This window comes from Aeromonas sp. FDAARGOS 1407 (assembly GCF_019048725.1).
GTDB lineage: Bacteria > Pseudomonadota > Gammaproteobacteria > Enterobacterales > Aeromonadaceae > Aeromonas > Aeromonas enteropelogenes.
Map to the genome: position 1 here is coordinate 844,584 of NZ_CP077399.1, position 25,417 is coordinate 870,000.

Annotated in this window: 22 protein-coding genes, 1 tRNA gene and 2 rRNA genes (1 of these 25 running past the window's edge); 3 read left to right on the forward strand and 22 right to left on the reverse strand. The window is 60.5% G+C overall.

The annotated features are described in order from the left end of the window. Positions 1-59 precede the first annotated feature (59 nt). From fre to trxA, 5 genes are all read right to left on the reverse strand, one after another. Complete coding sequence (gene fre, locus I6L37_RS04035) at positions 60-758, reverse strand: NAD(P)H-flavin reductase (protein ID WP_216993337.1); 699 nt, start codon at positions 756-758, stop codon at positions 60-62. 161 nt (positions 759-919) lie between these two features. After that, positions 920-2,386 carry a 4-hydroxy-3-polyprenylbenzoate decarboxylase gene (gene ubiD / locus I6L37_RS04040; protein WP_216993338.1) on the reverse strand — a complete coding sequence of 489 codons (1,467 nt, stop codon included), beginning with the start codon at positions 2,384-2,386 and terminating at the stop codon, positions 920-922. A gap of 33 nt (positions 2,387-2,419) precedes the next feature. Beyond that, entirely contained in the window at positions 2,420-3,421 is a 1,002-nt protein-coding gene (locus I6L37_RS04045) for a hypothetical protein (protein WP_216993339.1), read from the reverse strand. Positions 3,422-3,600: 179 nt separating this feature from the next. Further along, the gene (rho, locus tag I6L37_RS04050) at positions 3,601-4,866 is read right to left on the reverse strand and encodes a transcription termination factor Rho (protein ID WP_005342418.1); all 1,266 of its coding nucleotides are present in this window, start codon (positions 4,864-4,866) and stop codon (positions 3,601-3,603) included. Positions 4,867-5,073: 207 nt separating this feature from the next. After that, a complete protein-coding gene (gene trxA, locus I6L37_RS04055; protein ID WP_026455765.1) occupies positions 5,074-5,400 on the reverse strand; it encodes a thioredoxin TrxA in 327 nt (108 codons plus the stop codon). Positions 5,401-5,513: 113 nt separating this feature from the next. Here trxA and rhlB point away from each other — a divergent pair, with 113 nt between their 5' ends. From rhlB to I6L37_RS04070, 3 genes are read left to right on the forward strand one after another with little or no spacing between them, the layout of a single operon-like run. Then, complete coding sequence (rhlB, locus tag I6L37_RS04060) at positions 5,514-6,803, forward strand: ATP-dependent RNA helicase RhlB (RefSeq protein ID WP_026455766.1); 1,290 nt, start codon at positions 5,514-5,516, stop codon at positions 6,801-6,803. Positions 6,804-6,816: 13 nt separating this feature from the next. Then, positions 6,817-8,307 carry a guanosine-5'-triphosphate,3'-diphosphate diphosphatase gene (gene gppA, locus I6L37_RS04065; RefSeq protein WP_216993340.1) on the forward strand — a complete coding sequence of 497 codons (1,491 nt, stop codon included), beginning with the start codon at positions 6,817-6,819 and terminating at the stop codon, positions 8,305-8,307. A gap of 26 nt (positions 8,308-8,333) precedes the next feature. Further along, positions 8,334-8,588 (forward strand): Rho-binding antiterminator, encoded by a 255-nt coding sequence (locus I6L37_RS04070; RefSeq protein ID WP_216993341.1) that lies wholly within the window; start codon positions 8,334-8,336, stop codon positions 8,586-8,588. Positions 8,589-8,682: 94 nt separating this feature from the next. On the opposite strand, the gene I6L37_RS04075 is transcribed toward I6L37_RS04070, so the two are convergent. From I6L37_RS04075 to I6L37_RS04155, 17 genes are all read right to left on the reverse strand, one after another. Continuing rightward, positions 8,683-9,435, reverse strand: a complete 753-nt coding sequence (locus I6L37_RS04075; protein ID WP_216994116.1) for a class I SAM-dependent methyltransferase — start codon at positions 9,433-9,435, stop codon at positions 8,683-8,685. Positions 9,436-9,498: 63 nt separating this feature from the next. Continuing rightward, positions 9,499-12,051 carry a bifunctional diguanylate cyclase/phosphodiesterase gene (locus I6L37_RS04080; RefSeq protein ID WP_216994117.1) on the reverse strand — a complete coding sequence of 851 codons (2,553 nt, stop codon included), beginning with the start codon at positions 12,049-12,051 and terminating at the stop codon, positions 9,499-9,501. A gap of 207 nt (positions 12,052-12,258) precedes the next feature. Then, a complete protein-coding gene (prlC, locus tag I6L37_RS04085; protein WP_216993342.1) occupies positions 12,259-14,301 on the reverse strand; it encodes an oligopeptidase A in 2,043 nt (680 codons plus the stop codon). Positions 14,302-14,528: 227 nt separating this feature from the next. After that, the gene (gene hemB / locus I6L37_RS04090) at positions 14,529-15,548 is read right to left on the reverse strand and encodes a porphobilinogen synthase (RefSeq protein ID WP_026456311.1); all 1,020 of its coding nucleotides are present in this window, start codon (positions 15,546-15,548) and stop codon (positions 14,529-14,531) included. Between the two features lie 3 nt (positions 15,549-15,551). Next, positions 15,552-16,337 carry a TatD family hydrolase gene (locus I6L37_RS04095; RefSeq protein ID WP_026456310.1) on the reverse strand — a complete coding sequence of 262 codons (786 nt, stop codon included), beginning with the start codon at positions 16,335-16,337 and terminating at the stop codon, positions 15,552-15,554. A gap of 111 nt (positions 16,338-16,448) precedes the next feature. Then, positions 16,449-17,204 (reverse strand): twin-arginine translocase subunit TatC, encoded by a 756-nt coding sequence (gene tatC / locus I6L37_RS04100; RefSeq protein WP_042026836.1) that lies wholly within the window; start codon positions 17,202-17,204, stop codon positions 16,449-16,451. Continuing rightward, the gene (tatB, locus tag I6L37_RS04105; RefSeq protein ID WP_216993343.1) at positions 17,201-17,647 is read right to left on the reverse strand and encodes a Sec-independent protein translocase protein TatB; all 447 of its coding nucleotides are present in this window, start codon (positions 17,645-17,647) and stop codon (positions 17,201-17,203) included. Before tatB ends, tatC begins: the two co-directional genes overlap by 4 nt. A gap of 3 nt (positions 17,648-17,650) precedes the next feature. Next, complete coding sequence (gene tatA / locus I6L37_RS04110; protein WP_026456307.1) at positions 17,651-17,902, reverse strand: Sec-independent protein translocase subunit TatA; 252 nt, start codon at positions 17,900-17,902, stop codon at positions 17,651-17,653. A 41-nt stretch (positions 17,903-17,943) separates the two neighbouring features. Beyond that, complete coding sequence (gene ubiB, locus I6L37_RS04115) at positions 17,944-19,584, reverse strand: ubiquinone biosynthesis regulatory protein kinase UbiB (protein WP_042071376.1); 1,641 nt, start codon at positions 19,582-19,584, stop codon at positions 17,944-17,946. Further along, the gene (locus tag I6L37_RS04120) at positions 19,584-20,192 is read right to left on the reverse strand and encodes an SCP2 domain-containing protein (RefSeq protein ID WP_026456305.1); all 609 of its coding nucleotides are present in this window, start codon (positions 20,190-20,192) and stop codon (positions 19,584-19,586) included. Before I6L37_RS04120 ends, ubiB begins: the two co-directional genes overlap by 1 nt. 8 nt (positions 20,193-20,200) lie before the next feature. Next, positions 20,201-20,953 (reverse strand): bifunctional demethylmenaquinone methyltransferase/2-methoxy-6-polyprenyl-1,4-benzoquinol methylase UbiE, encoded by a 753-nt coding sequence (gene ubiE / locus I6L37_RS04125; protein ID WP_026456304.1) that lies wholly within the window; start codon positions 20,951-20,953, stop codon positions 20,201-20,203. Between the two features lie 65 nt (positions 20,954-21,018). Further along, on the reverse strand, positions 21,019-21,396 hold the full coding sequence (crcB, locus tag I6L37_RS04130; RefSeq protein ID WP_026456303.1) for a fluoride efflux transporter CrcB: 378 nt from the start codon (positions 21,394-21,396) through the stop codon (positions 21,019-21,021). A gap of 94 nt (positions 21,397-21,490) precedes the next feature. After that, positions 21,491-22,756: a cytosine deaminase gene (locus tag I6L37_RS04135; protein ID WP_216993344.1), complete on the reverse strand. Its 1,266-nt coding sequence runs from the start codon at positions 22,754-22,756 to the stop codon at positions 21,491-21,493. Continuing rightward, the gene (codB, locus tag I6L37_RS04140) at positions 22,750-23,994 is read right to left on the reverse strand and encodes a cytosine permease (RefSeq protein ID WP_061476983.1); all 1,245 of its coding nucleotides are present in this window, start codon (positions 23,992-23,994) and stop codon (positions 22,750-22,752) included. Before codB ends, I6L37_RS04135 begins: the two co-directional genes overlap by 7 nt. 221 nt (positions 23,995-24,215) lie before the next feature. Then, a tRNA-Thr gene (locus I6L37_RS04145) sits at positions 24,216-24,291 on the reverse strand. Positions 24,292-24,338: 47 nt separating this feature from the next. Continuing rightward, positions 24,339-24,453: ribosomal RNA gene (gene rrf / locus I6L37_RS04150) — 5S ribosomal RNA — on the reverse strand. A 107-nt stretch (positions 24,454-24,560) separates the two neighbouring features. Next, a 23S ribosomal RNA gene (locus tag I6L37_RS04155) occupies positions 24,561-25,417 on the reverse strand (it continues 2,032 nt past the right edge of the window).

Below are 25,417 nucleotides of genomic sequence, written 5' to 3' on the forward strand. Positions count from 1 at the left end.
ACAACATCGGCAGCCAGTAAACAGGGGGCAACAAAAAGGGGCCTTGGCGGCCCCTGATATCAGATGAACTCGTAGGCATCGCCGAAGATGCGCTCCGGCTCGGCGCCGAGGATCTTGAACTCCTCTCGCGCGGCCCCCGCCATCTCGAAGCGGCCCGCCACATAGATGTCGTAGTCGTGCAGGCTGACGAAGTCATCCATGATGGCCTTGTGCACCAGCCCGGTCTTGCCGGTCCAGTCGCTTTCCGGCTCCTGCACCACGGGGATGTAGGTGAGCGGGGCATAGTCGCGCTCCCACAGCTGCATCTGCTCCTGCTCGTAGAGCCAGTGTGCCTGACGCACGCCCCAGTAGAAGAACACAGGACGCTTGCTGCCGGTCGCGATCAGGTATTCCAGAATGGATTTGGCGTAGGAGAAACCGGTGCCGCCAGCCATCAGGATCAGCGGACGGGGGGATTCGTCGCGCAGAAAGGCCTTGCCGGCCGGCAGTTCAACCTCGATCTCGCCCTGCTCGCGCATGCGGGCCAGCACCTGGCCGGCGTAGGCGTTCTCGGGGGTGGCACCGATCTGCAGCTCCAGCACGCCGGAACGGGTCGGCGAGTTGGCGATGGAGAAGGGACGTTTGTCCGAATCGCTCATCACCACCAGCAGATACTGGCCCGGCTTGAAACTGACCTCTTGCAGCGGCGTCAGAGCCACGTGCCAGATGGTGTCGACATATTCGCGCAGTTCCTCTACGCGGCACTTGATACGTTGCATTCTTGTCCTTGTAACGGGCTCGCTCGGCCCGTTTTCGCTCATTGATTCACTGTGAACGGGTGACCAGCGACCTGGTCTTGCCCGTCGAGAATACCCAATTCAGGCGAAATGGCATCTCTCTTTTGCGGCGCGGTGGCCGGTCAGGCCACCGCTCACTCTTCTCAAAGGATATTCAGCTCATCCCAGATGGCATCGATCTTCTGTTTCACCGCCTCGTCCTGGACGATGGGCTGACCCCATTCGCGGTTGGTCTCCCCCGGCCACTTGTTGGTGGCATCAAGCCCCATCTTGGAGCCGAGTCCGGAGACCGGCGAGGCGAAGTCCAGGTAGTCGATCGGCGTGTGCTCGATCAGGGTGGTGTCGCGGGCCGGGTCCATCCGGGTGGTGATGGCCCAGATCACGTCTTTCCAGTCGCGGGCGTTGACGTCGTCGTCGCACACCACCACGAACTTGGTGTACATGAACTGGCGCAGGAAGGACCAGACCCCCAGCATCACCCGCTTGGCGTGGCCCGGGTAGCGCTTCTTGATGGTCACCACCGCCATCCGGTAGGAGCAGCCCTCCGGCGGCAGGTAGAAGTCGACGATCTCGGGGAACTGCTTCTGCAGCAGCGGCACGAACACCTCGTTGAGCGCCAGCCCCAGCACCGCCGGCTCATCGGGCGGACGACCGGTGTAGGTGCTGTGATAGATGGCATCACGACGCTTGGTGATGTGGGTGATGGTGAACACGGGGAACTCGTCCACCTCGTTGTAGTAACCGGTGTGATCCCCGAACGGCCCTTCCGGTGCCATCTCGCCCGGCTCCAGATAACCCTCCAGCACGATCTCGGCACTGGCGGGTACCTCCAGATCGCAGCTGATGGCCTTGACCACCTCGGTACGGCTGCCCCGCAGCAGCCCCGCGAAGGCGTATTCGGAGAGGGTATCCGGCACCGGCGTCACCGCGCCGAGTATGGTCGCCGGATCGGCACCGAGCGCCACCACCACGGGGAAACGCTCGCCCGGGTGGGCCTCCTGCCACTCGCGAAAATCGATGGCACCGCCGCGATGATCGAGCCAGCGCATGATCAGCTTGTTCTTGCCGATCTTCTGCTGGCGGTAGATGCCGAGGTTCTGGCGCTTCTTGTAGGGGCCGCGGGTGATGGTCAGACCCCAGGTCACCAGGGGTGCCACGTCACCCGGCCAGCAGTGCTGGATCGGAATCTGGTCCAGGTCGACCGCATCCCCCTCCAGCACCACCTGCTGGCAAGGGGCGGACGAGAGACGCTTGGTCGGCATGTTGAGCACCTGCTTGAAAATAGGCAGCTTCTCCATCAGCTCCTTGAGGCCGCGGGGCGGCTCGGGCTCCTTCAGGTAGGAGAGCCACACCCCGACCTGACGCAGGGCGCTCACATCCGGCTGTCCCATGCCCATGGCGACCCGGTCCGGCGTGCCGAACAGGTTGGTCAGCACCGGCATGGTGTGGCCTTTGGGGTTTTCGAACAGCAGGGCCGGGCCCCCCGCACGCAGGGTGCGATCGCTGATTTCGGTCATCTCCAGATAGGGATCTATCTCGCGCGTGATGCGCCTGAGTTGTCCGTTTTGTTCCAGCTGCGCGATAAAATCACGCAAGTCCTTGTATTTCATGCGGGTTCCCAACCGGATTCAGGGTGTGCTGCATTATAACCCTGGTGTCACACCGGGTGTACCCGAATCGGGCAACAGGCTAGGTGCAATGGGGGGCATGTCATGGCGTCCCAGGTGTTTCGCCAACGCCGAGAGCATCAGGGGTTCGTCCACCTCCAGCAACAGGGCAACCACCTGGGCGCCATACTGGCGATTGGTGAGTTCGGCCAGCAGATAGCTCCTCGCCTGCTCCGGCAAGGGGGAGAGGGTGCCCAGCTGGTGCAGGGCTGCGCCTTTCAGCTGAGGATTGGCGCTGGCCTCGATCAGCAGCCTGCTCGCCACCACGCCCTGATGGAAACGGTTGATGGTGGGCAGCGCCGCCAGGGCATCCTGATCCACCGGCTGGCGCCACAATCTGGCATAGAGCCCGGGCTCCCCGGTGCGCTGCAACAGCTGCAACAACAGACGGTTGTCGGGCAGGTAGATGTTCTGGGAAGCCAGCTGACGCGCCTCCCGCAACCAGACTGGCAACGGCAGTTGCTCGAAGGCCTGTAGCAGCGCCTGTTGCTGCTGGGCCAATTCGGGGTTGGCCCGGTAATAGATGGATTTGAACTGGAAGCGGCCGAGGGCCAGTTGCTGGCGATACTCTTCCTGCCAGGCCTGCTGCAGCCAGCGCGACAACAACAGGCGCGCCTGGGCGGCAAAATCATAGGCAGGCTGCTGCACCAGAAAACCGTTCTTCTCCTTTTCGACCAACCAACCGGGCACTCTGGCCGACTGGGCACGCACCCAGGCCAACTGGTCCGCACTGGCTGGAGCCGGTTGTTGCTCGAGGGTCGCCAGCAGCTTGCTCAGCAGGTACTCCCGTTGACCGAGGGCCAATGAATCCAGCAGCGCATCAATGGCCGCATACTGCTCCTGTTGCAAGCGATCCGTGAGATAGGTGAGATGTTCGGCCACCCCTTCGTCGGCCACCAGCACAGGAGTCGTGGCAGCGGTCAGCTGGGGCGGCGCTCCGGCCAGGGCTGCGAGCAACAAGATGATACGGATTGTCATGACGTCTCCATCCTTGTGACATCGAAAATAGGGGTGCCGACTCTGGCATATGGCCGGCATTCCTGCACCCGGCCATACACACTCAACGCCTCAATGGTCTTTCATAGTACTCAGACGAACGGCCAATCCATAAACAAAAACCGCGACCTGGGCCGCGGTTTCGTCATTTCTTGACCGGATTACTTCTGCTGGCGCCGCATGGCGTCGAAGAATTCGTCGTTGGTCTTGGTCATCGCCAACTTGTCGATGAGGAACTCGATGCCGTCAATCTCGCCCATCGGGTGGACGATCTTGCGCAGGATCCACATCTTCTGCAGCTCGTCGCCGGTGGTCAGCAGCTCTTCCTTGCGAGTACCGGAGCGGGTGATGTCGATGGCCGGGTAGACACGCTTCTCGGCGATCTTGCGCGAGAGGTGCAGTTCCATGTTGCCGGTACCCTTGAACTCTTCGTAGATGACTTCATCCATCTTGGAGCCGGTATCGATCAGCGCGGTGGCGATGATGGTCAGGCTGCCGCCCTCTTCAACATTGCGCGCGGCACCGAAGAAGCGCTTCGGACGGTGCAGGGCGTTGGCGTCCACACCACCGGTCAGTACCTTGCCGGATGACGGGATGACGGTGTTGTAGGCACGGGCCAGACGGGTGATGGAGTCCAGCAGGATCACCACGTCCTTCTTGTGCTCGACCAGACGCTTGGCCTTCTCGATCACCATTTCGGCGACCTGGACGTGACGGGAAGCCGGCTCGTCGAAGGTGGAGGCGATCACTTCGCCCTTCACCATCCGCTGCATCTCGGTCACTTCTTCCGGACGCTCGTCGATCAGCAGGACGATCAGTTCACAATCCGGGTGGTTGTAGGCGATGCTCTGGGCGATGTTCTGCAGCAGCATGGTCTTACCGGCCTTGGGCGGAGCGACGATGAGGCCACGCTGACCCTTACCGATGGGGGAGGCCAGATCCAGTACGCGAGCGGTGATGTCTTCAGTCGAACCGTTGCCACGCTCCATGCGCAGACGCTCGTTGGCGTGCAGCGGAGTGAGGTTTTCAAACAGGATCTTGTTGCGGGAGTTTTCCGGACGGTCGTAGTTGACCTCGTTGACCTTGAGCAGTGCGAAGTAGCGTTCGCCCTCTTTCGGTGGCCGGATCTTGCCGGAGATGGTGTCGCCGGTGCGCAGGTTGAAGCGGCGGATCTGGCTCGGGGAGACATAGATGTCATCAGGACCCGCCAGATAGGAGCCGTCTGCACTGCGCAGGAAGCCAAAACCATCGGTCAGGATTTCCAGCACACCGTCGCCAAAGATATCTTCACCACCCTTGGCGTGCGCCTTGAGGATGGCAAAAATAATGTCTTTCTTGTGCGCCCGAGCCAGATTTTCCAACCCCATGGATTCGCCGAGCTTGACCAGCTCAGACACAGGAGTGTTCTTTAATTCAGTCAGATTCATAGTGGTGAAAGTCTGTAAGCAAGGATTGAAATGAGGAGACAGTCTGCTGGATTGATGCTGATCGGATTTGATTTGCCGGGCTGATGTGTGAGCAAAGAGTCAGGCAAAAAGGTTAGCAAACGAGCGATAAATTAGCACCAATCGGGGTGAGCGTCTAGGTGATAAAACACAAGGAGCGCATTATTGCAATGCGCTCCTCTTGGATTATTACAGGTTGCCGTCCAGGAACTCTTTCAATTGAGTTTTGGACAGTGCACCGACCTTGGTCGCTGCCACTTCGCCATTCTTGAACAGCAAGAGGGTCGGAATACCACGAATGCCGTACTTGGGCGGAGTATCAGAATTATGGTCGATGTTCAGTTTGGCAACGGTCACACGACCGGCGTACTCTTGGGCAACTTCTTCCAGGATCGGGGCAATCATTTTGCACGGACCACACCATTCGGCCCAGAAGTCTACCAAAACGGCACCATCGGCTTTGATTACATCTGCCTCGAAGCTGGCATCGCTCAGCTGAACAATCTTGTCACTCATCTCCAACTCCAGTCAGTAAATAAGACTTTATTGACATGTCAATAAAGGCAATAGTTGCCCTATTTGAAATGATCCTGTTTATTATTGCAAGCCTAACCTGATAACCTACCGCCATGAGCAAAACACACTTAACGACCGACAAATTCGCCCAAATGGGCCTCGAACCCGAAGTTCTGGCTGGTCTGGAAGCAAAGGGATTTCATTATTGTACGCCTATCCAGGCACTGTCTCTGCCACTGCTGGTAGAAGGCCATGACCTCGCCGGTCAGGCCCAGACAGGTACCGGCAAGACCATTGCCTTCCTGGCGGCGACATTCAACTATCTATTGACTCATCCACTGACCAAGCCCCGCCTGGTAAACCAACCCAGAGCCATCATCATGGCCCCCACCCGGGAGCTGGCAGTACAGATTTACAACGATGCCGACAGCATGGCTGCGAGCACCGGCCTGAAACTCGGCCTCGCCTACGGTGGCGAAGGATACGACAAGCAGCTGGCCGTGCTGGAGCAGGGCGTCGACATCCTGATCGGCACCACAGGCCGCATCATCGACTACTTCAAGTCCAAGGTGATCGATCTGAGCAACATTCAGGTCGTGGTACTGGACGAAGCGGATCGCATGTTCGATCTCGGCTTCATCAAGGACATCCGTTTCCTGTTCCGCCGCATGCCGCCCGCCACCGAGCGTCTGAGCATGCTGTTCTCCGCCACCCTCTCCCTGCGCGTGCAGGAGCTGGCCTACGAGCACATGAACCATCCGGAACACGTGCAGGTTGAGCCGGAGCAGATGACTGGCGTGCGGATCAAGGAGGAGCTGTTCTACCCCTCCAACGAAGACAAGATGTTGCTGCTGCTCTCCCTGATGGAAGAGGAGTGGCCGGAGAAAGCCATCGTCTTCGCCAACACCAAGCATGTCTGTGAAGACGTCCACGCCTGGCTGGAAAACGACGGCCACCGTGTCGGTCTGCTGACCGGTGACGTGCCGCAGAAAAAGCGGATGAAGATCCTGGAAGAGTTCACCAAGGGTTCCCTCGACATCCTGGTCGCCACCGACGTGGCCGCCCGTGGTCTGCACATCCCCGACGTGACCCACGTCTTCAACTACGACCTGCCTGACGACTGCGAGGACTATGTCCACCGCATCGGTCGTACCGGCCGTGCCGGCAAAAGCGGTCACTCCATCAGCCTGGCCTGTGAAGACTATGCTTTCAACCTGCCGGCCATCGAGGAGTACATCCATCACCCGATCCCGGTCAGCAAGTATGATCGTGAGGCGCTGCTGGATGACGTGACTCCGCCGAAGCGGGTGTTCCGCAACCGTCAGCCGGTGAACCGCAACATGCGGGATCGCCAGGGTAGTGGCAACAGCAACAATCGCCGTCGTCCGCCCCGCAAGAGCTGAAGGATCGGCCCAGTTGCACAACTCGCCTCTCTATGCGGCCATCGACCTCGGCTCCAACAGCTTTCACATGCTGGTGGTGCGCGAGGTCGCTGGCGCTCTGCGCACCGTCACCAAGGTCAAACGCAAGGTACGCCTCGCCGCCGGACTCGATGCCGAGTTTCGTCTCAGCCGTGCCGCCATGGAGCGGGGCTGGGACTGTCTGCGCCTGTTTGCCGAACAGCTGCAAGACATTCCGGCCGACAACATCCGGGTAGTGGGTACCGCCACCCTGCGTCTGGCCACCAACGTCGATGAATTCCTTAGCGAAGCGGAACGGGTCCTCAACCACAACATCGAGATCATCTCGGGTGAGGAAGAGGCCAAGACCATCTATGAGGGGGTCTCCTGGACCTCGGCGGGGGAAGGCAACCGGCTGGTGATCGACATCGGCGGCGCCAGCACCGAGCTGGTGATCGGCGAGCACAGCGAGGCAAAACTGCTCAACAGCCTGCACATGGGCTGCGTCACCTGGCTCAACAACCACTTCGGTGACGGCGAGCTCTCCGAAACCCGCTTCAACCAGGCCATCGCTGCCGCCAAAACGGTGCTGGAGAGAGTGGCTGACGAATATCGCACTCTCGGCTGGCGTACCTGCGTCGGCGCCTCCGGCACTGTCCAGGCGCTGCAGGAGATCATGATGGCCCAAGGCAAGAGCGAACGGGTCACCCTGCCGAAATTGCAGGAACTGATGGCACAGGCCATCGCCTGCGGCCGGCTGGATCAGCTGCAGTTGGAAGGGTTGGCGGCCGAACGGCTGACCGTGTTCCCTTCCGGTCTCGCCATCCTGATCGCCATCTTTGAGACCCTCGGCATCGAGAGCATGACGCTGGCCGGCGGCGCCCTGCGTGAAGGGCTGATCTACGGCCTGCTCGGCAACAATCACGACTGTGACGCCCGGGATCGCACCGCAGACAGCCTGATCAACCGCTACCAGCTCGATAAAGAGCACGCCGAACGGGTGCGCGATACCGCCATCGAGGCGTTCACCCAGCTGCAACCGGCCTGGCGCCTCTCCAAGCGCTATGGTCGGCCGATCCTGCGCTATGCTGCGCTGCTGCACGAGATCGGTCTGTGCATCGAGTATAAAAAGGCGCCGCAACACGCCGCCTACATCATCGACAACATCGACATGCCGGGCTTCACTCCTGCGCAGAAGAAGCTGTTGTCAGCCCTGCTGTTCAACCAGCGGGATGAGTTCAAGCTGGAACCGCTGGAGAAGCAGGGCGCCGTGACGGCTCGCCAAGCAATCCGGCTGGCCCGCATCCTGCGCATCGCCCTGATCCTCTGCATGCGCCGCACCCAGGGTACTGTGCCCCACTTCACCCTTGAAGCCGAAGAGGATGCCCTGACCCTGACCCTGCCCAAGGGTTGGCTGGAAGAGCATTATCTGCGCGCCAGCGAGCTGCGCCTCGAGGTAGAGCGCCAGCAGAAGATGGGCTGGCCCACCCGCCTGCAGGAAGCCTGAGCCCCTCTCCCATCAAGGAGCAGACCATGACCGACTACCAACCCATCAGTTGCGACCTCTACGACTGGCTCGAGATCGCCGCCAGCTGGCAATTGCCGGTGACGCTGACCTGCCGGGACGGGCGTCAGTGGGCAGACAGGATCCGTACCATAGAGGCCAGGGAGGGCGTAGAGTACCTGTTGCTGGAGAGTGGGGAGCGACTCTGTCTGGCCGAGCTGGCCACCCTCGACCTGCTATGGCAGGGCGAGCAGAAACGGATCCGCTTCGCTCCCGAATCTTGATAGCCCCCAAACCTTGAGCGCCGGATAGCGGCCAACAAAAAGGAGGGCCAACCTGGTTGGCCCTCCTCTCTATTTGATTCACCCAGACAGTTGATCAAGCCGCCGTCATGGCTGCCAGCACATAGACATCGAAGCGGTTGCTCTTGGTCTCGATGGCCATGCTGGGCTTGTGTTCGTTGAGCCAGCCCGCGTAGTCGGGGCGCTTCACCACCACCCGCTTGTCGGCCATCTTGAGCGCCGCTGGCAACAGGGCATCGGCGTCGAGATCCGGCCCCACCAGCGACTGGAACACCCGCATCTCCTTTTTCACCAGCGCCGACTTCTGCTTGTGGGGGAACATGGGGTCGAGGTAAACCACCTCGGGCCGCTCCGTCAGCGCCAGCAGGGTGTCCACGGCAGGCCCTTGCAACAACTGCATCCGCTCGCTCACCCAGGGGCCTATCTCGGGATCCTGCGCCGCCCGCGTCAAACCATCCTGCAGCAGGGCCGCGACGACCGGGCTGCGCTCTATCATGGTCACCCGGCAGCCGAGGGAGGCGAGCACGAAGGCATCGCGTCCCAGCCCGGCGGTGGCATCCACCACGGTTGGGGTCGCCCCCGCCTTGAGCCCCACCGCCTTGGCGATGGACTGGCCGCGGCCACCACCGAACTTGCGGCGATGGGCGACCGCCCCTTCGACGAAATCCACATAGACGGCGCCCAGCTTGGGTTCATCCAGCTTGCGCAGCTCCAATCGCTGTTCGGTCAGCACCAGCGCAAAGGGGGCCGGAAACTCCACGTCGGCGAGGCGCTGGCGCAGGGCATCGAGCTCGCCGTCGCGGGCGGGCACTTTACTGAAAACCTGAATATGGGGCATTGGGAACAGACTCATGACACGCACGGAAGCGGCCATGATAGCAGAAGCGCCAGATCACCTCACGATGGAGAGGTTCATTCCCTGGCGGTTGAGATCGAGATAATCGGTCAGGTCATCGAACGTCAGCGGGCGGCTAAGCAGATAGCCCTGAGTGAAGGCACACCCCTTCTGGCAGAGGAAGTTGAGCTGCTCGCGGGTCTCCACTCCCTCGATCACCACCTGCATACCGAGGTTGTGCACTATGTTGATAATGCCGTCGAGCAGCATGCGATCTTGCTCGTTGAACGGGATGTGACGCACGAAGGAGCGATCTATCTTGACCAGATCCACCGGGAAGGTGCGCAGATAGTTGAGCGCCGAATAGCCGGTCCCGAAATCATCGATGGCCAGCTTGCAGCCTGCCTCGCGCAGTGCCTCGATCCGGATCCTGTGCTGGTCGCTGCTCTCCATCAGCAGGGATTCGGTGATTTCGATGACGATGTCGGCAGGATTGAGCCCGAAGTGATGGATCACCTTGAGCCATTCGCTCGCCTCCGGATCTATGGTCTGGAACTCCATGGTGGAACGATTGATCGACATCTGCAGCTCCGGAAAACCGGATTGCTGCAGGCGCGCCAGATCCCGGCACGACTGCCACAGCACCAGGGCTCCCAAACTCTGGATCAGGCCAGCCTCTTCCGCCAGCGGGATGAATTCGGCGGGAGAGACCTGCCCCCAGTGCGGGTGATACCAACGCACCAGAGCCTCCAGCTTGGCCACCCGTCCACTGCGGTTGTCCCAGATGGGCTGGTAGGCCATGGTCAGCTGCTCCTGCTTGATGGCCTCCGCCAGATCCTGTTGCATCTGGTGGCGCTGGCGCACCTCTTCGCGCATTGAAGCGCAGTAGGTGCCGATCAGCCGACCCTGCCGCTTGGCGGCAAACAGCGCCTGCTCCGCATTGCGCAGCAGCTCGTCGCTCTCGCCGCCATCGCTGGGACAGAGGGTCATGCCGATGGTGGCCGTCACATAGAGGTGCTGGTTGGCCAGCATGAAGGGGCGGGCAAAGCTGCCGATCACCTGCTTGGCAAATACCTCGGCCTGGCGGCGGGTAACGATGCCGGGCACCAGAAAGGCAAACTCGTCGCCACCGATACGCGCCACCAGATCCTCGGTGCGCACCCGGCTCACCAGGCGATCCGACACCTCGCGCAGCAGGGCGTCACCGGCATGGTGATCCATGCTGTTGTTGACCGCCTTGAAGTTGTTGAGATCCAGCACCATCAGGGCGAAACGCTCACCCCGCTCGCAGAAGCGGGCGAGACAGCGGCCAAACAGCCAGCGGTTGGGCAGGCTGGTAAGGTTGTCGTAGTTGGCCTGGATCGCGATCTTCTGCTCGGCCAGCTTGGTCTGGGAAAGGTCGCTGAAAATGGCGATATATTGCTGGATTTTGCCCTCTTCCCTCAGGGTGCTGATCATCAGCTGCTGGGGATAGAGCTTGCCGTTTTTGCGCTTGTTCCACACCTCGCCACGCCAGACGCCGACCCGCTCCAGCGCGTGGTACATATCGGCATAGAAGGCCTGGTCGTGCAGCCCGGACTTGAGCATGCTGGGGCGCTGACCACACACCTCCTCGCTGCTGTAGCCGGTGATCTGCTCGAACGCCGGGTTGACCGAGATGATGCGGCTGTCGGCATCGCACACCAGGATCGCCTCGGAGAGGTTGTCATAGACCCGGTGGGAAAGCTTGAGCTGCTCGGCATGGCGGCGCAGGGGATCGATATTCTCCAGCAGCACCATCAGGTAGTCCGGCCGCTGCTCGGCATCGCGGATCAGGGTAACGGTCACCCGTCCCCACAGGATCTCCCCCCCCTTGCAGCGATAGCGCTTCTCCTGGGTGAAGCTGTTGCGCTCGCCACGGTAGATCTGATCGTAATGCTCGGTGCTGCGCAGCCAGTCTTCCGGGTGATTGATGTCGGAGATGGAGTACTGGAGCAGCTCATCAAGGGGGTACCCCAGCATCTGTTCGATGGCCGGGTTGACCCAGAGAATACGGCCGCCGAGATCCAGCTTGCCGATCCCGACCGGTGCCTGGCTCAGCATGTTCTGCAGCTCGTGGGGCGTCTCGGGAAACAGGGTTGGAGACACCCTTTGTGGCAGCATCAGTGCCAGTTCACGGCCCGCCAGGGGCGCCAGCAGCCTGAGCAGCCCCATCACCTTGGCCATATTGTCTTGGGGGTGACGATAGAGGAGGCTGCAGAGGCCTATGGTCTGTCCTTCGGCATTTTTGAGCGCAATGCCGGCATAAGCCTGTGCCTGCCACTCCTGTGCCAGCGGGGTATGGGGAAACAGTTGCAGCAAGCGGTCGCTGAACCAGGCCTCACTCTCCTGCCAGGTGATGGCTTCCGGGGTGGCGGTCAGCGGCAAATCCAGAGAGGCGGGATCGAGCGAAGCCGGGTAGGCGGCATGTCCCCTAAGTTGGCCAGAGGAGGCCTCCCAACTGGCGATCAGGACGACATCGGCCATCAGGACCGAGGCGATTTCACTCACGAAGGTATCAAAATATTCCCGACCACTCGAATGAGCCAGACTGGAGATGATTTGATAGACAGAATCGAGTGCTCGCCTCATGGCAAGTGGCATTGCCCCCTTGAAAGTTTAGAGACGACTCTACTTTAAGAGGCGTCGAAAGTGCAAATATGCAGTCAGCAAGATATTAAAAAGCATTGAGAAAAGGGACCATCAGGTCCCTTTTTATCTCAAAAATCACGCGGCGATCTCACTATGCCGCAAATTAGCCGCAAAAGTGTATCTGCTTGAAGCTCGCACCTACGGGTGTCACGCGGCAATCCCGCTATGGCGCAGCAGGGCATCCACTCTGGGCTCGCGGCCACGGAAGGCCTTGAACAGCTCCATGGGCTCTTTTGAACCGCCTTTCTCCAGAATGTGTCTGAGGAAGGACTGGCCGGTGACCGGGTTGAAAATCCCCTCCTCCTCGAAACGGGAGAAAGCATCGGCGGAGAGCACCTCGGCCCACTTGTAGCTGTAGTAACCCGCCGCATAACCGCCCGCGAAGATGTGGGAGAAGCTGTGCTGGAAGCGGTTGAACGCCGGCGGCGTCATCACGGCAACCTGGCTGCGTACTTCGTCCAGCAGGGCCGGGATCTGATCCGGTTTGGCCGGGTCAAACTCCTGATGCAGGCGGAAATCGAACAGGGCGAACTCCAGCTGGCGCAGCATCTGCATGGCCGCCTGGAAGTTGCGGGCCGCCATCATCTTCTCCAGCAGATCGGCAGGCAGTGGCTCGCCGGTCTCGTAGTGGCCGGAGATAAAGGCCAGCGCCTCGGACTCCCAGCACCAGTTCTCGAGGAACTGGCTCGGCAGCTCCACCGCATCCCAAGCCACGCCGTTGATGCCGGCCACCCCGACCACATCGACCTGGGTCAGCATGTGGTGAATGCCGTGACCGAACTCGTGGAACAGGGTGACCACTTCGTTGTGGGTAAACAGGGCCGGTTTGCCATCCACCGGGCCGTTGAAGTTGCAAGTCAGGTAAGCCACCGGTTTTTGCAACGAACCATCGCGACGGTAGCGGCGACCCAGGCAGACATCCATCCAGGCTCCGCCCTGCTTGTGCTCGCGGGCATAGAGGTCGAGGTAGAAGCTGCCACGCAGCTCGTCATCGGCGTCGAAGATGTCATAGAAGCGCACATCCGGATGCCAGGTATCGATACCGAGGCGCTCGCGCACCTTCATGCCGAATACCCGTTTCACCACCTCGAACAACCCCTTCACCACCTTGCTGGCCGGGAAGTAGGGGCGCAGTTGCTCATCGGAGATGGAGAACTTGTGCTGCTTAAGCTTCTCGGCGTAGTAGGCGAGATCCCAGGCAGCCAGTTCGCTCTGGCCGTGCTGCTCGGCGGCGAAGGTTCGGATCTCCTCCAGCTCCGCCTTGCCCTGCGGCAGGGAGCGCCAGGCCAGATCGGTGAGGAAGTTCACCACCTGCTCCGTCTTGTCCGCCATCTTGGTCGCCAGGGAGAGCTCTGCGTAGTTGGCAAATCCCAGCAGCTGGGCCAGCTCGCGGCGCAGAGCGAGCAGCTCGGTCATGATGGCGGAGTTGTCCCACTTGCCGGCATTCGGACCCTGATCCGAGGCACGGGTGGTGAAGGCCTCGTACATCTCGGCGCGCAACTCGCGGTTGTCGGCATACATCATCACCGGCAGGTAGGAGGGGATATCCAGGGTGAACAGCCAGCCCTGCTTGCCTTTCAGCTCGGCCATCTGGCGAGCGGCGGCCTGTGCACTCGCAGGCAGCCCGGCCAGCTCGGCCTCGTCGGTCACCAGCTTGCTCCACCCGTGGGTCGCGTCCAGCACGTTGTTGCTGAAACGGGAGGCCAGCTCGGAGAGGCGGGCCTGGATCTCGCCGTAGCGCTGCTGCGCCTCGGCGGGCAGGCCGATACCGGACAGGCGAAAATCGCGCAGGGTATTCTGGATCTCCTTGCGCTGGGCGGCGCTCAGCAGGGGGAAATCGTCGCTCTCGGAGAGGGCCAGGTAGGCTTGGTAGAGCCCTTCGTGCTGACCGACATAGGTCTGGAATTCGGACAGCAGCGGCAGGCAGGCGTCGTGGGCCTCGCGCAGCGCCTCGCTGTTGAGCACGGAGTTGAGGTGGCTGACCGGCGACCAGATCCGGGACAGACGGTCATTTACTTCTTCCAGCGGGGCGATCAGGCTGTCCCAGGTATGGGGCTCGCGCTGGGCCAGCACATCGCTGATCTTCTGTTTGCAATCGGCAATAGCCTGCGTCACGGCAGGCTGTACTTGGTCGGGCTGGATCTGGCTGAACGGGGGCAGCGAGTCCATTGTCAGCAAAGGGTTAGTCATCCGGCAATACCTCTAAATTCTCTACAGCCCCTGCCGTCCAGAAGCTTGCTTGGACTACCTAAGATGTAGGCAGAAACCCCATTAATCAAGCCTTTGCCATCGAGAGCGAGGGCCGCGGCCCACATTTGGTCAAAAGGTGCGCGCAAAACGACCAGATAGCCTCCCAGAAACGACAATGCCGGCCCCGGGGCCGGCATTGTCTGCATTGCATAGAAGGCGTCCTGCCATCAGGCCCGGGCATCTTCCTTCAGCCACTGCGCCACGCGCTTGGCGAAGTAGGTGAGGATGCCGTCGGCCCCGGCGCGCTTGAAGCAGAGCAGGGATTCCAGGATGCACTCCTTCTCCTTGAGCCAGCCATTCTGGATCGCCGCCATGTGCATGGCATATTCACCGCTCACCTGATAGGCGAAGGTCGGCACGCCGAACTGATCCTTCACCTGGCGAACCACGTCCAGATAGGGCATGCCCGGCTTGACCATCACCATGTCCGCCCCTTCCTGCAGATCCAGCGCCACCTCGTGCAGGGCCTCGTTGCCGTTGGCCGGGTCCATCTGGTAGGTGGCCTTGTTGCTCTTGCCAAGGTTGCCGGCGGAACCGACTGCATCGCGGAACGGGCCGTAGTAGTGGGAGGCGTACTTGGCGGAGTAGGCCATGATCTGGGTGTTGATGAAGCCGTTCTCTTCCAACGCGGCGCGGATGGCACCGATACGGCCATCCATCATGTCGGACGGCGCGACGATATCCACCCCGGCGGCAGCATGGGAGAGCGCCTGCTTGATCAGGATCTCGGTGGTGATGTCGTTCAGCACATAGCCTTCGTCATCAATGATGCCGTCCTGACCGTGGGTGGTGAAGGGATCGAGCGCCACATCGGTGATGACCCCCAACTCCGGGAAGCGGGCCTTGAGGGCACGCACGGTGCGCTGGGCCAGGCCATCCGGGTTGTAGGCCTCTTCCGCCATCAGGCTCTTGCTCTCCAGCGGAGTCACCGGGAACAGGGCGATGGCTGGTACCCCGAGCTCCACCAGCTCGGCCGCTTCCTCCAGCAGCAGATCGATGGAGAGACGCTCCACCCCGGGCATGGAGGGCACGGCCTCACGGCGCTTCTCCCCCTCCAGCACGAACACGGGGTAGATGAGATCGTTGGCGGTCAGTACGTTCTCGCGCACCAGACGACGGCTGAAATCATGTTTGCGCACCCGGCGCAGGCGGCGGCCCGGAAAGGCGCCCGGAAGAGTTGTAGCCATGAGTCACTCCAAAAGAGGAAGTTGGAAAAATGCGGCGGAGGTGGCCCGGGTATGGGCCAGCAAGGCCTCGGGCGCTTCACCACGGCAGGCCGCCACCACCTGGGCAATGTGCGGCAAAAAAGCGGGTTCGTTGCGTTTCGGTCTGGGTTTCAAATCCCGCGGCACCAGATAGGGGGCATCCGTCTCTATCATCAGGCGGCCAGCCGGAATGCGGGCCACCTGCTCACGCAGCGGCTGGCCGCGGCGCTCGTCGCAGAGCCAACCGGTCACCCCGATATGCAGCCCCAGCGCCAGGCACTCGTCCAGCTCCTCGTCGGAACCTGTGAAGCAGTGCAGCACGGCCCCGGGCAAGCGGGGCAGCCAGGGACGCAGGATCTCGATGAAACGGGTGTGGGCATCGCGGCAGTGCAGAAATACCGGCATCCCGAGCTCGGCGGCCAACGCCAGCTGGGCGTCAAATACCGCATCCTGTACCGGACGGGGGGAGAAATCCCGGTTGTAGTCGAGGCCGCACTCGCCGATGGCCACCACCTGTGGCAGGGCCGCCAGCTCGCGCAGGGCGGGTAGTGTCGCCTCATCGACACTCTTGGCATCGTGGGGATGCACCCCGGCGGTAGAGAAGCAGTAGCCCGGCCAACGGGCAGCCAGTTCGGCGCTCTCCCGGCTGCCGGCCAGATCGGTGCCGGTCAGGATCAGCGCCTCCACGCCGGCGGCACGGGCTCGAGCCACCAGTTCTGGCTGTTCACCGGCAAACTGGCTGCTGATGAGGTTGAGACCAATATCGATCATGATGCGAGACGTTCCGGGTAAAAAGGCGGCATATCAGGTATTTGAAAACCATCTACTCGATGGGGCATCACCATACGCCTCGAACGGGTGCATGAAAAGAGGAAGGGAGCCTCAGCTCCCCTCCTCGGTCTGTTCCTGCTGTTCTTCATCCTCTTTCTTCACATAGAAACGGGCAAAGAAGAGGCCCAGTTCCCACAGCGCCCACATGGGGATCGCCAGCAGGGTCTGGGAGAACACATCGGGCGGTGTCAGCAGCATGCCGACCACGAACACCCCGACAACGACGTAGGGGCGCTTCTCCTTCAGGCTCTTGGGCGTGGTCACGCCGGTCCAGCACAGCAGTATGGTGGCCACCGGAATTTCGAACGCCACCCCGAACGCGAAGAACAGGGTCAGTACGAAGTCCAGATAGCTGGCAATGTCGGTCGCCACCGTCACCCCGGTAGGGGCGGTACTGGTGAAGAAACCGAACACCAGCGGGAACACCACGTAGTAGGCAAACGCCATCCCCGCATAGAACAACACGGCACTGGAGGCAACCAGCGGCATGATGAGTCGCCGCTCGTGCTGGTACAGACCGGGGGCGATGAAGGCCCAGGCCTGATAGAGCAGATAGGGGATCGCTACGAAGAAGGAGACCACCAGGGTCAGCTTGATCGGCGTGATGAAGGGGGTCGCCACATCCGTCGCTATCATGCTGGTGCCCTCCGGCAACTGGCTGAGCAGCGGCTGGGCGATGAAATCGTAGATGTCGTTGGAGAAGTAGATCAGCGCGACAAACACCAGCAGGATGGCAGCAACGGAACGCAGCAGGCGCGTTCTCAGCTCCACTAGATGGCTGATGAGGGGTTGCTCGGCCTGGGTCATGGCTTCACCTCCTCTTTGTCTTTGCCGGCCTGCTCGCTGGCGGCCGGAGCCTGCTGCTGGCTATCGACCGGCGGCACCGCCGCAGCGGTTGCAGGGGCGGGCTCGACGGAAGCAGTCGGGTCAGCCTGGGTCGGCCGGATCTCGTTTTCCACCTGATAGGGCCGGTTTACGGACTGGGCCGCCGACTTGAGCTGTTCGATGGACTCTTGCAGCTCTGGGCTCAGATTGCTCATCTGCAGCTTCTCGGCCTTTTTCAGGTCATTGTGCAGCTCTTGCAACTTGAGCTCCTGCTCCAGCTCGGACTTGACCGAATTGGCGGTCGAACGAATGAGCCGGATCCAGTGGGTGGCGGTACGGATGGCAACCGGCAGCCGCTCGGGCCCCAGCACCAACAGCGCCACCACGCCGATGACGATCAGCTCCCAAAAACCGATATCGAACATGGCTTAGGCCTGATCTTTATCTTTCTGCTTGGCGGGCTCGCTGCTCTGGGCAGCCGTTTCGTTCAGCTGTTTCGGGGGAAAATCGGCATCTTTCTGCTCGGGTTTGGCGTCGGCCGGCTCATCGGAGAGCGCCTTCTTGAAGCCCTTGACCGCCGCACCCAGGTCACCACCAATCCCGCGCAGTTTCTTGGTACCGAACAGCAGCACGACGATGACAGCGATGATCAACAATTGCCAAATACTGATACCACCCATGATATTTCTCCAGAGTTGGCGCCATTCGGCGCACTTTTTGTTTAATGGGAGCGGGCGCGCAGCCAGCCGAGCAACCAGCATAACCCGGCGCCGGCGAGACTGATTTGTCCCCACTCAATATGTTGTTTTTGGGTCAGCAAGAATACACCCGCCAATAGCAGGCTGGCTCCCACCCCTAAGAGGTAGCGAGCCTGCCCCTGCCGCCGGCTGTGGCGGCGGAACTCGGCAAACATCTGGTCGAAATGCAGCTGCTGATGGCGAGTCTGGCGCAGGGTCTCGTAGACCAGCTCCGGCAACTCGGGCAGCTTCTCGGCCCAGAAGGGCGCCTTCTCGCGAATCGCATTCAATACCGCCTTCGGCCCCACCTGCTGGTGCATCCAGTTTTCCAGATAGGGTTTGGCGGTCTGCCACAGATCCAGCTGGGGATAGAGCTGACGGCCCAACCCTTCCACATAGAGCAGGGTCTTCTGCAGCAGCACCAGCTGCGGCTGCACCGTCATGTGGAAACGGCGCGCCGTGTTGAACAGGTTGAGCAGCACGTGACCGAACGAGATCTCGGACAGCGGCTTCTCGAAGATGGGCTCCAGCACGGTGCGGATGGCGAATTCGAACTCGTCCACCTTGGTGTCGGCCGGCACCCAGCCGGACTCCACGTGCAGTTCGGCCACCCGGCGATAATCGCGGTTGAAGAAGGCGAGGAAGTTCTCCGCCAAGTAGCGCTTGTCTTCCCGGTTGAGGGTTCCGACGATGCCACAGTCGATACCGATCCAGAGCGGATTCTCCGGGTGATCAAAGGAGACGAAGATGTTGCCCGGGTGCATGTCGGCGTGGAAGAAGCTGTCGCGGAACACCTGGGTGAAGAAGACCTCCACCCCGCGTTCTGCCAGCAGCTTCATGTTGGTGCCGTTGGCCTCCAGCGCCGCGATGTCGGACACCGCGATGCCGTAGATGCGCTCCATCACCAATACCTGCTCGCGGCAGTGATCGGTGAACACCTCGGGCACATAGAGCGCCTCGGAGCCGGTGAAGTTGCGGCGCAGCTGGATGGCGTTGGCCGCCTCGCGCATCAGGTTGAGCTCGTCGAGTATGGTCTTGCGATACTCCTCCACCACCTCGATGGGGCGCAGCCGTGCGCTCTGGGGCACGAAACGGGCCACCAGACGGGCCAGCGCCTGCATCAGGCGCAGGTCGGCCTCGATGACGTGTTCGATGTCGGGGCGGATCACCTTGATGACGATCTCGCGGCCATTCTCCTTCAACCGTGCGGTATGCACCTGGGCGATGGAGGCGGACGCCAGCGGCGTCTCGTCGAAGTCGTCGAACAGGGTCTCGATGGCGCAGCCCAGACTGCGCTCGATCTGCTGACGGGCGGCCTGGCCGCAGAAGGGGGGCACCCTGTCCTGCAGCAGCGCCAGCTCTTCGGCGATATCCGGCGGCAACAGATCGCGCCGGGTCGAGAGCATCTGGCCGAACTTGATGAAAATGGGACCGAGCGCCTCGAAGGCGAGCCGGATGCGGGCACCACGGCTGAGATCGGGTTGTTTGTTCTTCAGCCAGAACAGGCTGCGCCGGGCCAGACGACCAGGCCAGGGTTGATAGCGGGCGGGCACCAGTTCGTCGATGCCCTGCTCCAGCAGTATGGTGACGATGCGATAGAGGCGTTTGAACTCCTTCGGGGTCATCAGGTCACCTGCTGTTCGAAACGGGCCAGGCGCAGTTCAACGGCCTTGAGTTGCTGGGCCAGCACCTCGACATCGTCGTTGAAGCTCGCCACTTCCAGCGGACCCGGCGCGAGGCGGATCTCTTCGGTCAGGTATTCTGCCAGCTGACGCTGGGAGCGGCACAGCTCACGGCCCACCAGGCTCCTGGCCTGACGAGCACCCCGCAGCAGGGTGTGAGCCATCACATCACCGGTATAGCGGGAGAGTTCCTCTTCCCAGTCGATGTCGAGCTCCCCCAGCAGCACGCTGAACGCCTGCACCAGCTGGGGATCGCCGCTCAGATCCAGCTTCTCCTCGCGGATGTAGCGGGTCAGGGCGGACGGATCTTTCAGCAGACCGAGCGCCGTCAGCGACAGGCTGAGGACCGCATCAGCCTCCCCCTCGTAGCGGGCCAGCACGTCCAGCCGACGATCGGAGAAGACAAACCAGAGCGGCTTGAGTTCACGCAGCTCCAGCTTGAGCACCTTGCCGGTCAGCTTGCGCAGCCGCTCCGGGCTCTGTTTGTCCAGTTCCAGCAGCCGGTTGAGGCTGGTTTCGATCACCGCGGTGACCATGGCATCCATCGGCATAGGCAACCTTAAAACTTGTAACCGCGGTGCAGGGCAACGACGCCCTGAGTCAGGTTGTAGAACTCGACCTGCTCGAAGCCGGCCTCTTCCATCATGCCGGCCAGAGTCTGCTGGTCCGGGTGCATGCGGATGGACTCCGCCAGATACTTGTAGCTTTCGCTGTCGTTCGCGACGATTTCGCCCATTTTCGGCAGCAATTTGAAGGAGTAGAGATCGTACATCTTGGCGATCACGTCACTCACCGGCTTGGAGAATTCCAATACCAGCAGGCGTCCGCCCGGCTTCAGTACCCGGAACATGGAGGCCAGCGCCTTGTCCTTGTTGGTCACGTTGCGCAGGCCGAAACCTATGGTGATGACGTCGAAGTGATTGTCCGGGAAGGGCAGCGCCTCGGCGTTGGCCTGCACGTAGGAGACGTTGTTTGCCACTCCCAGATTGCGCAGCTTGTCTCGGCCCACCTTGAGCATGGAATCGTTGATATCCGCCAGCACCACCTGGCCAGTCTCGCCGACGATGCGGGAGAACTTGGCGGTCAAATCGCCGGTGCCCCCGGCCAGATCCAGCACCTTCTGGCCCTTGCGAACCCCGGAGCAGTCGATGGTGAAACGCTTCCACAGGCGGTGGATGCCGAACGACATCAGATCGTTCATCAGATCATACTTGGCCGCCACCGAATGGAAGACGCCTGCCACCAGAGTTTCTTTCTCGGTTGCAGCCACGGTTTTAAAGCCAAAATGCGTTGTCGTTGCTTGTTCTGACATCCTCTAAACACCCATAGAGCAAAGAATGGTCGCCAGTTTACCAGAGCCAATGGCGTGCGGACACCTTAAACCCGGCTCGCCACCAACTGCATGCCCAGCACCACCATGGCCAGACAGAGGCTCAGGTTGAGCACTATGTTAAGCAGTGCCTTGAGATAGGCGCCATGCTGAGCCAGCACCACGGTATCGAGCGCGAAGGAGGAGAAGGTCGTCAGTGCCCCCAGGATCCCCACCATCAACAGGGGTTTCATCGGGTGCTCGACGACATGACTATGGCTGATGAGGGCATAGGCCACCCCCATGATGAAGGAGCCGATCACGTTGACCAGCAGGGTGCCGTAGGGAAAATGGCGCCCCAGCAACAGGGCCATCAATTCGGCAATCCCAAAACGAAGGGAGGCACCGATGGCCCCCCCTGCAGCAACATATAACCAGGTTTGCATGGCGTTACTCCTTCAGGCTCAGGCCGACATTATGCGCAATGCCGACCATTGTGCCCAGAGGGGGAACTAATCGCCCAACCGGTTGATTGAAAACTTATCGCCGAAAATCAACCGGTTCCGGCTGACCGAGCAGGATTTCCGTCTGCGCTGGCCGGGTTTGGGCGATCACCTTGCCGTGGCGAACGGAGTAACGCACTGGCACCTGGCGGCGCACCGCATCGAAGCCATTTTCTGCGGGCAGGATCAGCAGGTTGGCAGGCTTGCCCACCTCGATGCCGTAGCGATCCTGTACATTCAGGGTACGGGCGCTGTGGCTGCCAATCAGCTTCAACCCCTCGTTGATCTGCTCATAACCCATGATCTGGCAGACATGCAGCCCCATGTGCAGCACCTGCAACATGTTGGCCGTGCCCATGGGGTACCAGGGATCGAACACATCATCGTGGCCGAAGCAGACATTGATGTTCGCCTCCAGCATCTCCTTCACCCGGGTGATGCCACGGCGCTTGGGATAGGTATCAAACCGCCCCTGCAGATGGATGTTCACCAAGGGGTTGGCGACAAAGTTGATACCCGCCATCTTGAGCAGCCGGAACAGGCGGGAAGCATAAGCGCCATTATAGGAGTGCATCGCCGTGGTATGGCTGGCGGTCACTCGATGGCCAATGCCGCGCTCGTAGGCCTGGGTCGCCAGGGTCTCGATGAAGCGGGACTGTTCGTCGTCGATCTCGTCACAGTGCACATCCACCAGAACCTGATACTTCTCGGCCAGATCGAAGATGTAATGCAGACTTTCGACGCCATATTCCCGGGTAAACTCGAAATGGGGAATGGCACCGATCACGTCAGCCCCGAGCTTGAGCGCCTCCTCCAGCAAGGCCTTGCCATTGGGGTAGGAGAGGATCCCCTCCTGGGGGAAGGCAACGATCTGCAGCTCGACCCACTCCTTCATCTCCTCTCGCACTTCCAGCATCGCCTTTAGGGCGACCAGGTTGGGATCGGAGACATCGACGTGAGTACGGACAAACTGGATGCCATTGGCGATCTGCCACTTCAGCGTCTGGATTGCGCGTTGTTTTACATCATCATGGGTCAGCAGTGCCTTGCGCTCGGCCCAGCGCTCGATCCCCTCGAACAGGGTGCCGGAAAGGTTCCAGCTCGGCTCACCGGCGGTCTGGGTTGTGTCGAGGTGAATATGGGGCTCGATGAAGGGAGCGATAGCCAGCCCCCCCTCCCCGTCCAGCACATGGCCTGCCACCGCATGTTCATCATGGGGCTCGATAGCGGTGATGACGCCATCCTGGCAACGGATCTGCCAAAAACCTTCCCGGTCGACGAGACGAATATGTTGAATCAGCATTTGTCTGCTTCCTGTACCAGAATCAGTCGTGGCGTGAGCCGAACCAGAATGAAATAGGTGAAGGCGGCGCCCATCACCGCGTTGAGGGGCACTATGCCCGGCAGCCACTTGCCGACGGCTACTCCGACGGCGGTGGCAACCAACGCCTGCCAGCGAATGGCTTCGAATTGCTGGTCGGCAAATTGACGATAACGTTCACGATTGAGCAGGAAATCCATGATGATGATGCCACCGATGGGCGGGATCGCCGTACTCAGAAAAGCCAGCCAACCGACGAAGTTGTTGTACAGCCAGAGCGCACAGGCAGTACCGACCAGGCCATTGATCACGCTGAGCGGCTTGCTCTTGAGACCCGTGATGTTGGCAAAACCGAGGCCGGAAGCATAGAGGGCATTGTCGTTGGTGGTCCAGATATTGAGGCCAAGCACCAGGATGGCGGGGATCAACAGCCCCTGCATCAGCATCACTTCAGAGATATCGGCTTGACCGGTCACAGCCGCGCCGGCAGCCCCAAAGACGAACATCAATGTGTTGCCCAAAAAAAACGCCACCATGGTAATCATGACGGCGCCCCAGGGTTTGCGACCAAAGCGGACAAAATCAGCGGTCAGGGTTCCTGCACTGATAAAGGAACCGACCACCATGGTCAGCGCCGTGGTGAACTCGATGGGATTGGATGGCTGAACTTGCTGCAGGGCTTCCATACCACCGGCGGAAGTGACAGCCAGCCAGACGGAGTAACCACCGAGCAACGCGATGGCTGGTACGGCAACAAAGCTCAGCACCATCAAGGCAGAAATACCGAAGTAGACGGTGACCGTCATCAAGATGCCAGAGATGGCGATCAACCAGTTCACGTCGATCCCCGTGGCCTTCTGTACCGGTAGGGCAAACATCGCCACCCCGACACCAAACCAACCGACCTGGGTACCGCCCAACAGCAGCGAAGGCAGCCAGGAGCCTTTGACGCCGAAGGAGTAACGCGCCAACAGATGAGTAGAAAGGCCGGTCGAGGCACCGATATAGCCCAGACAGGCGGTATAGACCCCCAGCAGCAAATTGCCCAGCAGCACGGCCTTGATGAAGTCGTCAAACACCAGACCGGTACCCAGCGCCCCACCGGTCCACATGCTGGCAGAGAAGAAGGTCAGACCCAGCATCACCAGCATCAGCGACAGCACACCCTTGCGCCCCTTGGCAGGAACGGCTCCCAAACAATATTCATTATCCTGCGCCATGCTTTCTCTCCACGTAATAGGCAAAACGCGGCGGATTCTACATGTAAAACGTTTCCCGTCAATCAACAACGGACAATTATCTGGATTAAACCATCAATAACAGCCAAATAAACAGCAGAAATGAGGATGCCCGAGATCAGGCAGGAGTTGAAGGGTAACGAGATCACAGAGAAATGCAGAACGAAAAAAAGCCTCCCTTTTCAGGGAGGCTTTCTATTTAATGGTGCTGATACCCAGAATCGAACTGGGGACCTCATCCTTACCAAGGATGCGCTCTACCGACTGAGCCATATCAGCACACTAACCGGTAAAGACCACGCTCACCGCGTAATCTAAAATTGGGTGCCTGGCAGTGTCCTACTCTCGCATGGCGAATGCCACACTACCATCGGCGCTACCGCGTTTCACTTCTGAGTTCGGCATGGGTTCAGGTGGTTCCACGGCGCTATGGCCGCCAGGCAAATTCTTCAATCTTGGAAAGCTGACGTGAATAACGACTGGTCGCTATCACTGAATTAGTAGTTCGCTCATTCGCTACAAGGCCCAGAACACTTCTTGGGTGTTGTATGGTTAAGCCTCACGGGTAATTAGTACGGGTTAGCTCAATGCATCGCTGCACTTACACACCCCGCCTATCAACGTTGTGGTCTCCAACGGCCCTTTAGGACCCTCAAGGGGTCAGGGATGACTCATCTCAGGGCTCGCTTCCCGCTTAGATGCTTTCAGCGGTTATCGATTCCGAACTTAGCTACCGGGCAGTGCCACTGGCGTGACAACCCGAACACCAGAGGTTCGTTCACTCCGGTCCTCTCGTACTAGGAGCAACTCCCTTCAATCATCCAACGCCCACGGCAGATAGGGACCGAACTGTCTCACGACGTTCTGAACCCAGCTCGCGTACCACTTTAAATGGCGAACAGCCATACCCTTGGGACCGACTTCAGCCCCAGGATGTGATGAGCCGACATCGAGGTGCCAAACACCGCCGTCGATATGAACTCTTGGGCGGTATCAGCCTGTTATCCCCGGAGTACCTTTTATCCGTTGAGCGATGGCCCTTCCATTCAGAACCACCGGATCACTATGACCTACTTTCGTACCTGCTCGACCTGTCCGTCTCGCAGTTAAGCTGGCTTATGCCATTGCACTAACCTCCTGATGTCCGACCAGGATTAGCCAACCTTCGTGCTCCTCCGTTACTCTTTGGGAGGAGACCGCCCCAGTCAAACTACCCACCAGGCACTGTCCGCGACCCCGATTCAGGGGCCTGCGTTAGAACATCAAACATACAAGGGTGGTATTTCAAGGACGGCTCCAGCGCAACTGGCGTCACGCCTTCAAAGCCTCCCACCTATCCTACACATGTAGGTTCAATGTTCAGTGCCAAGCTGTAGTAAAGGTTCACGGGGTCTTTCCGTCTAGC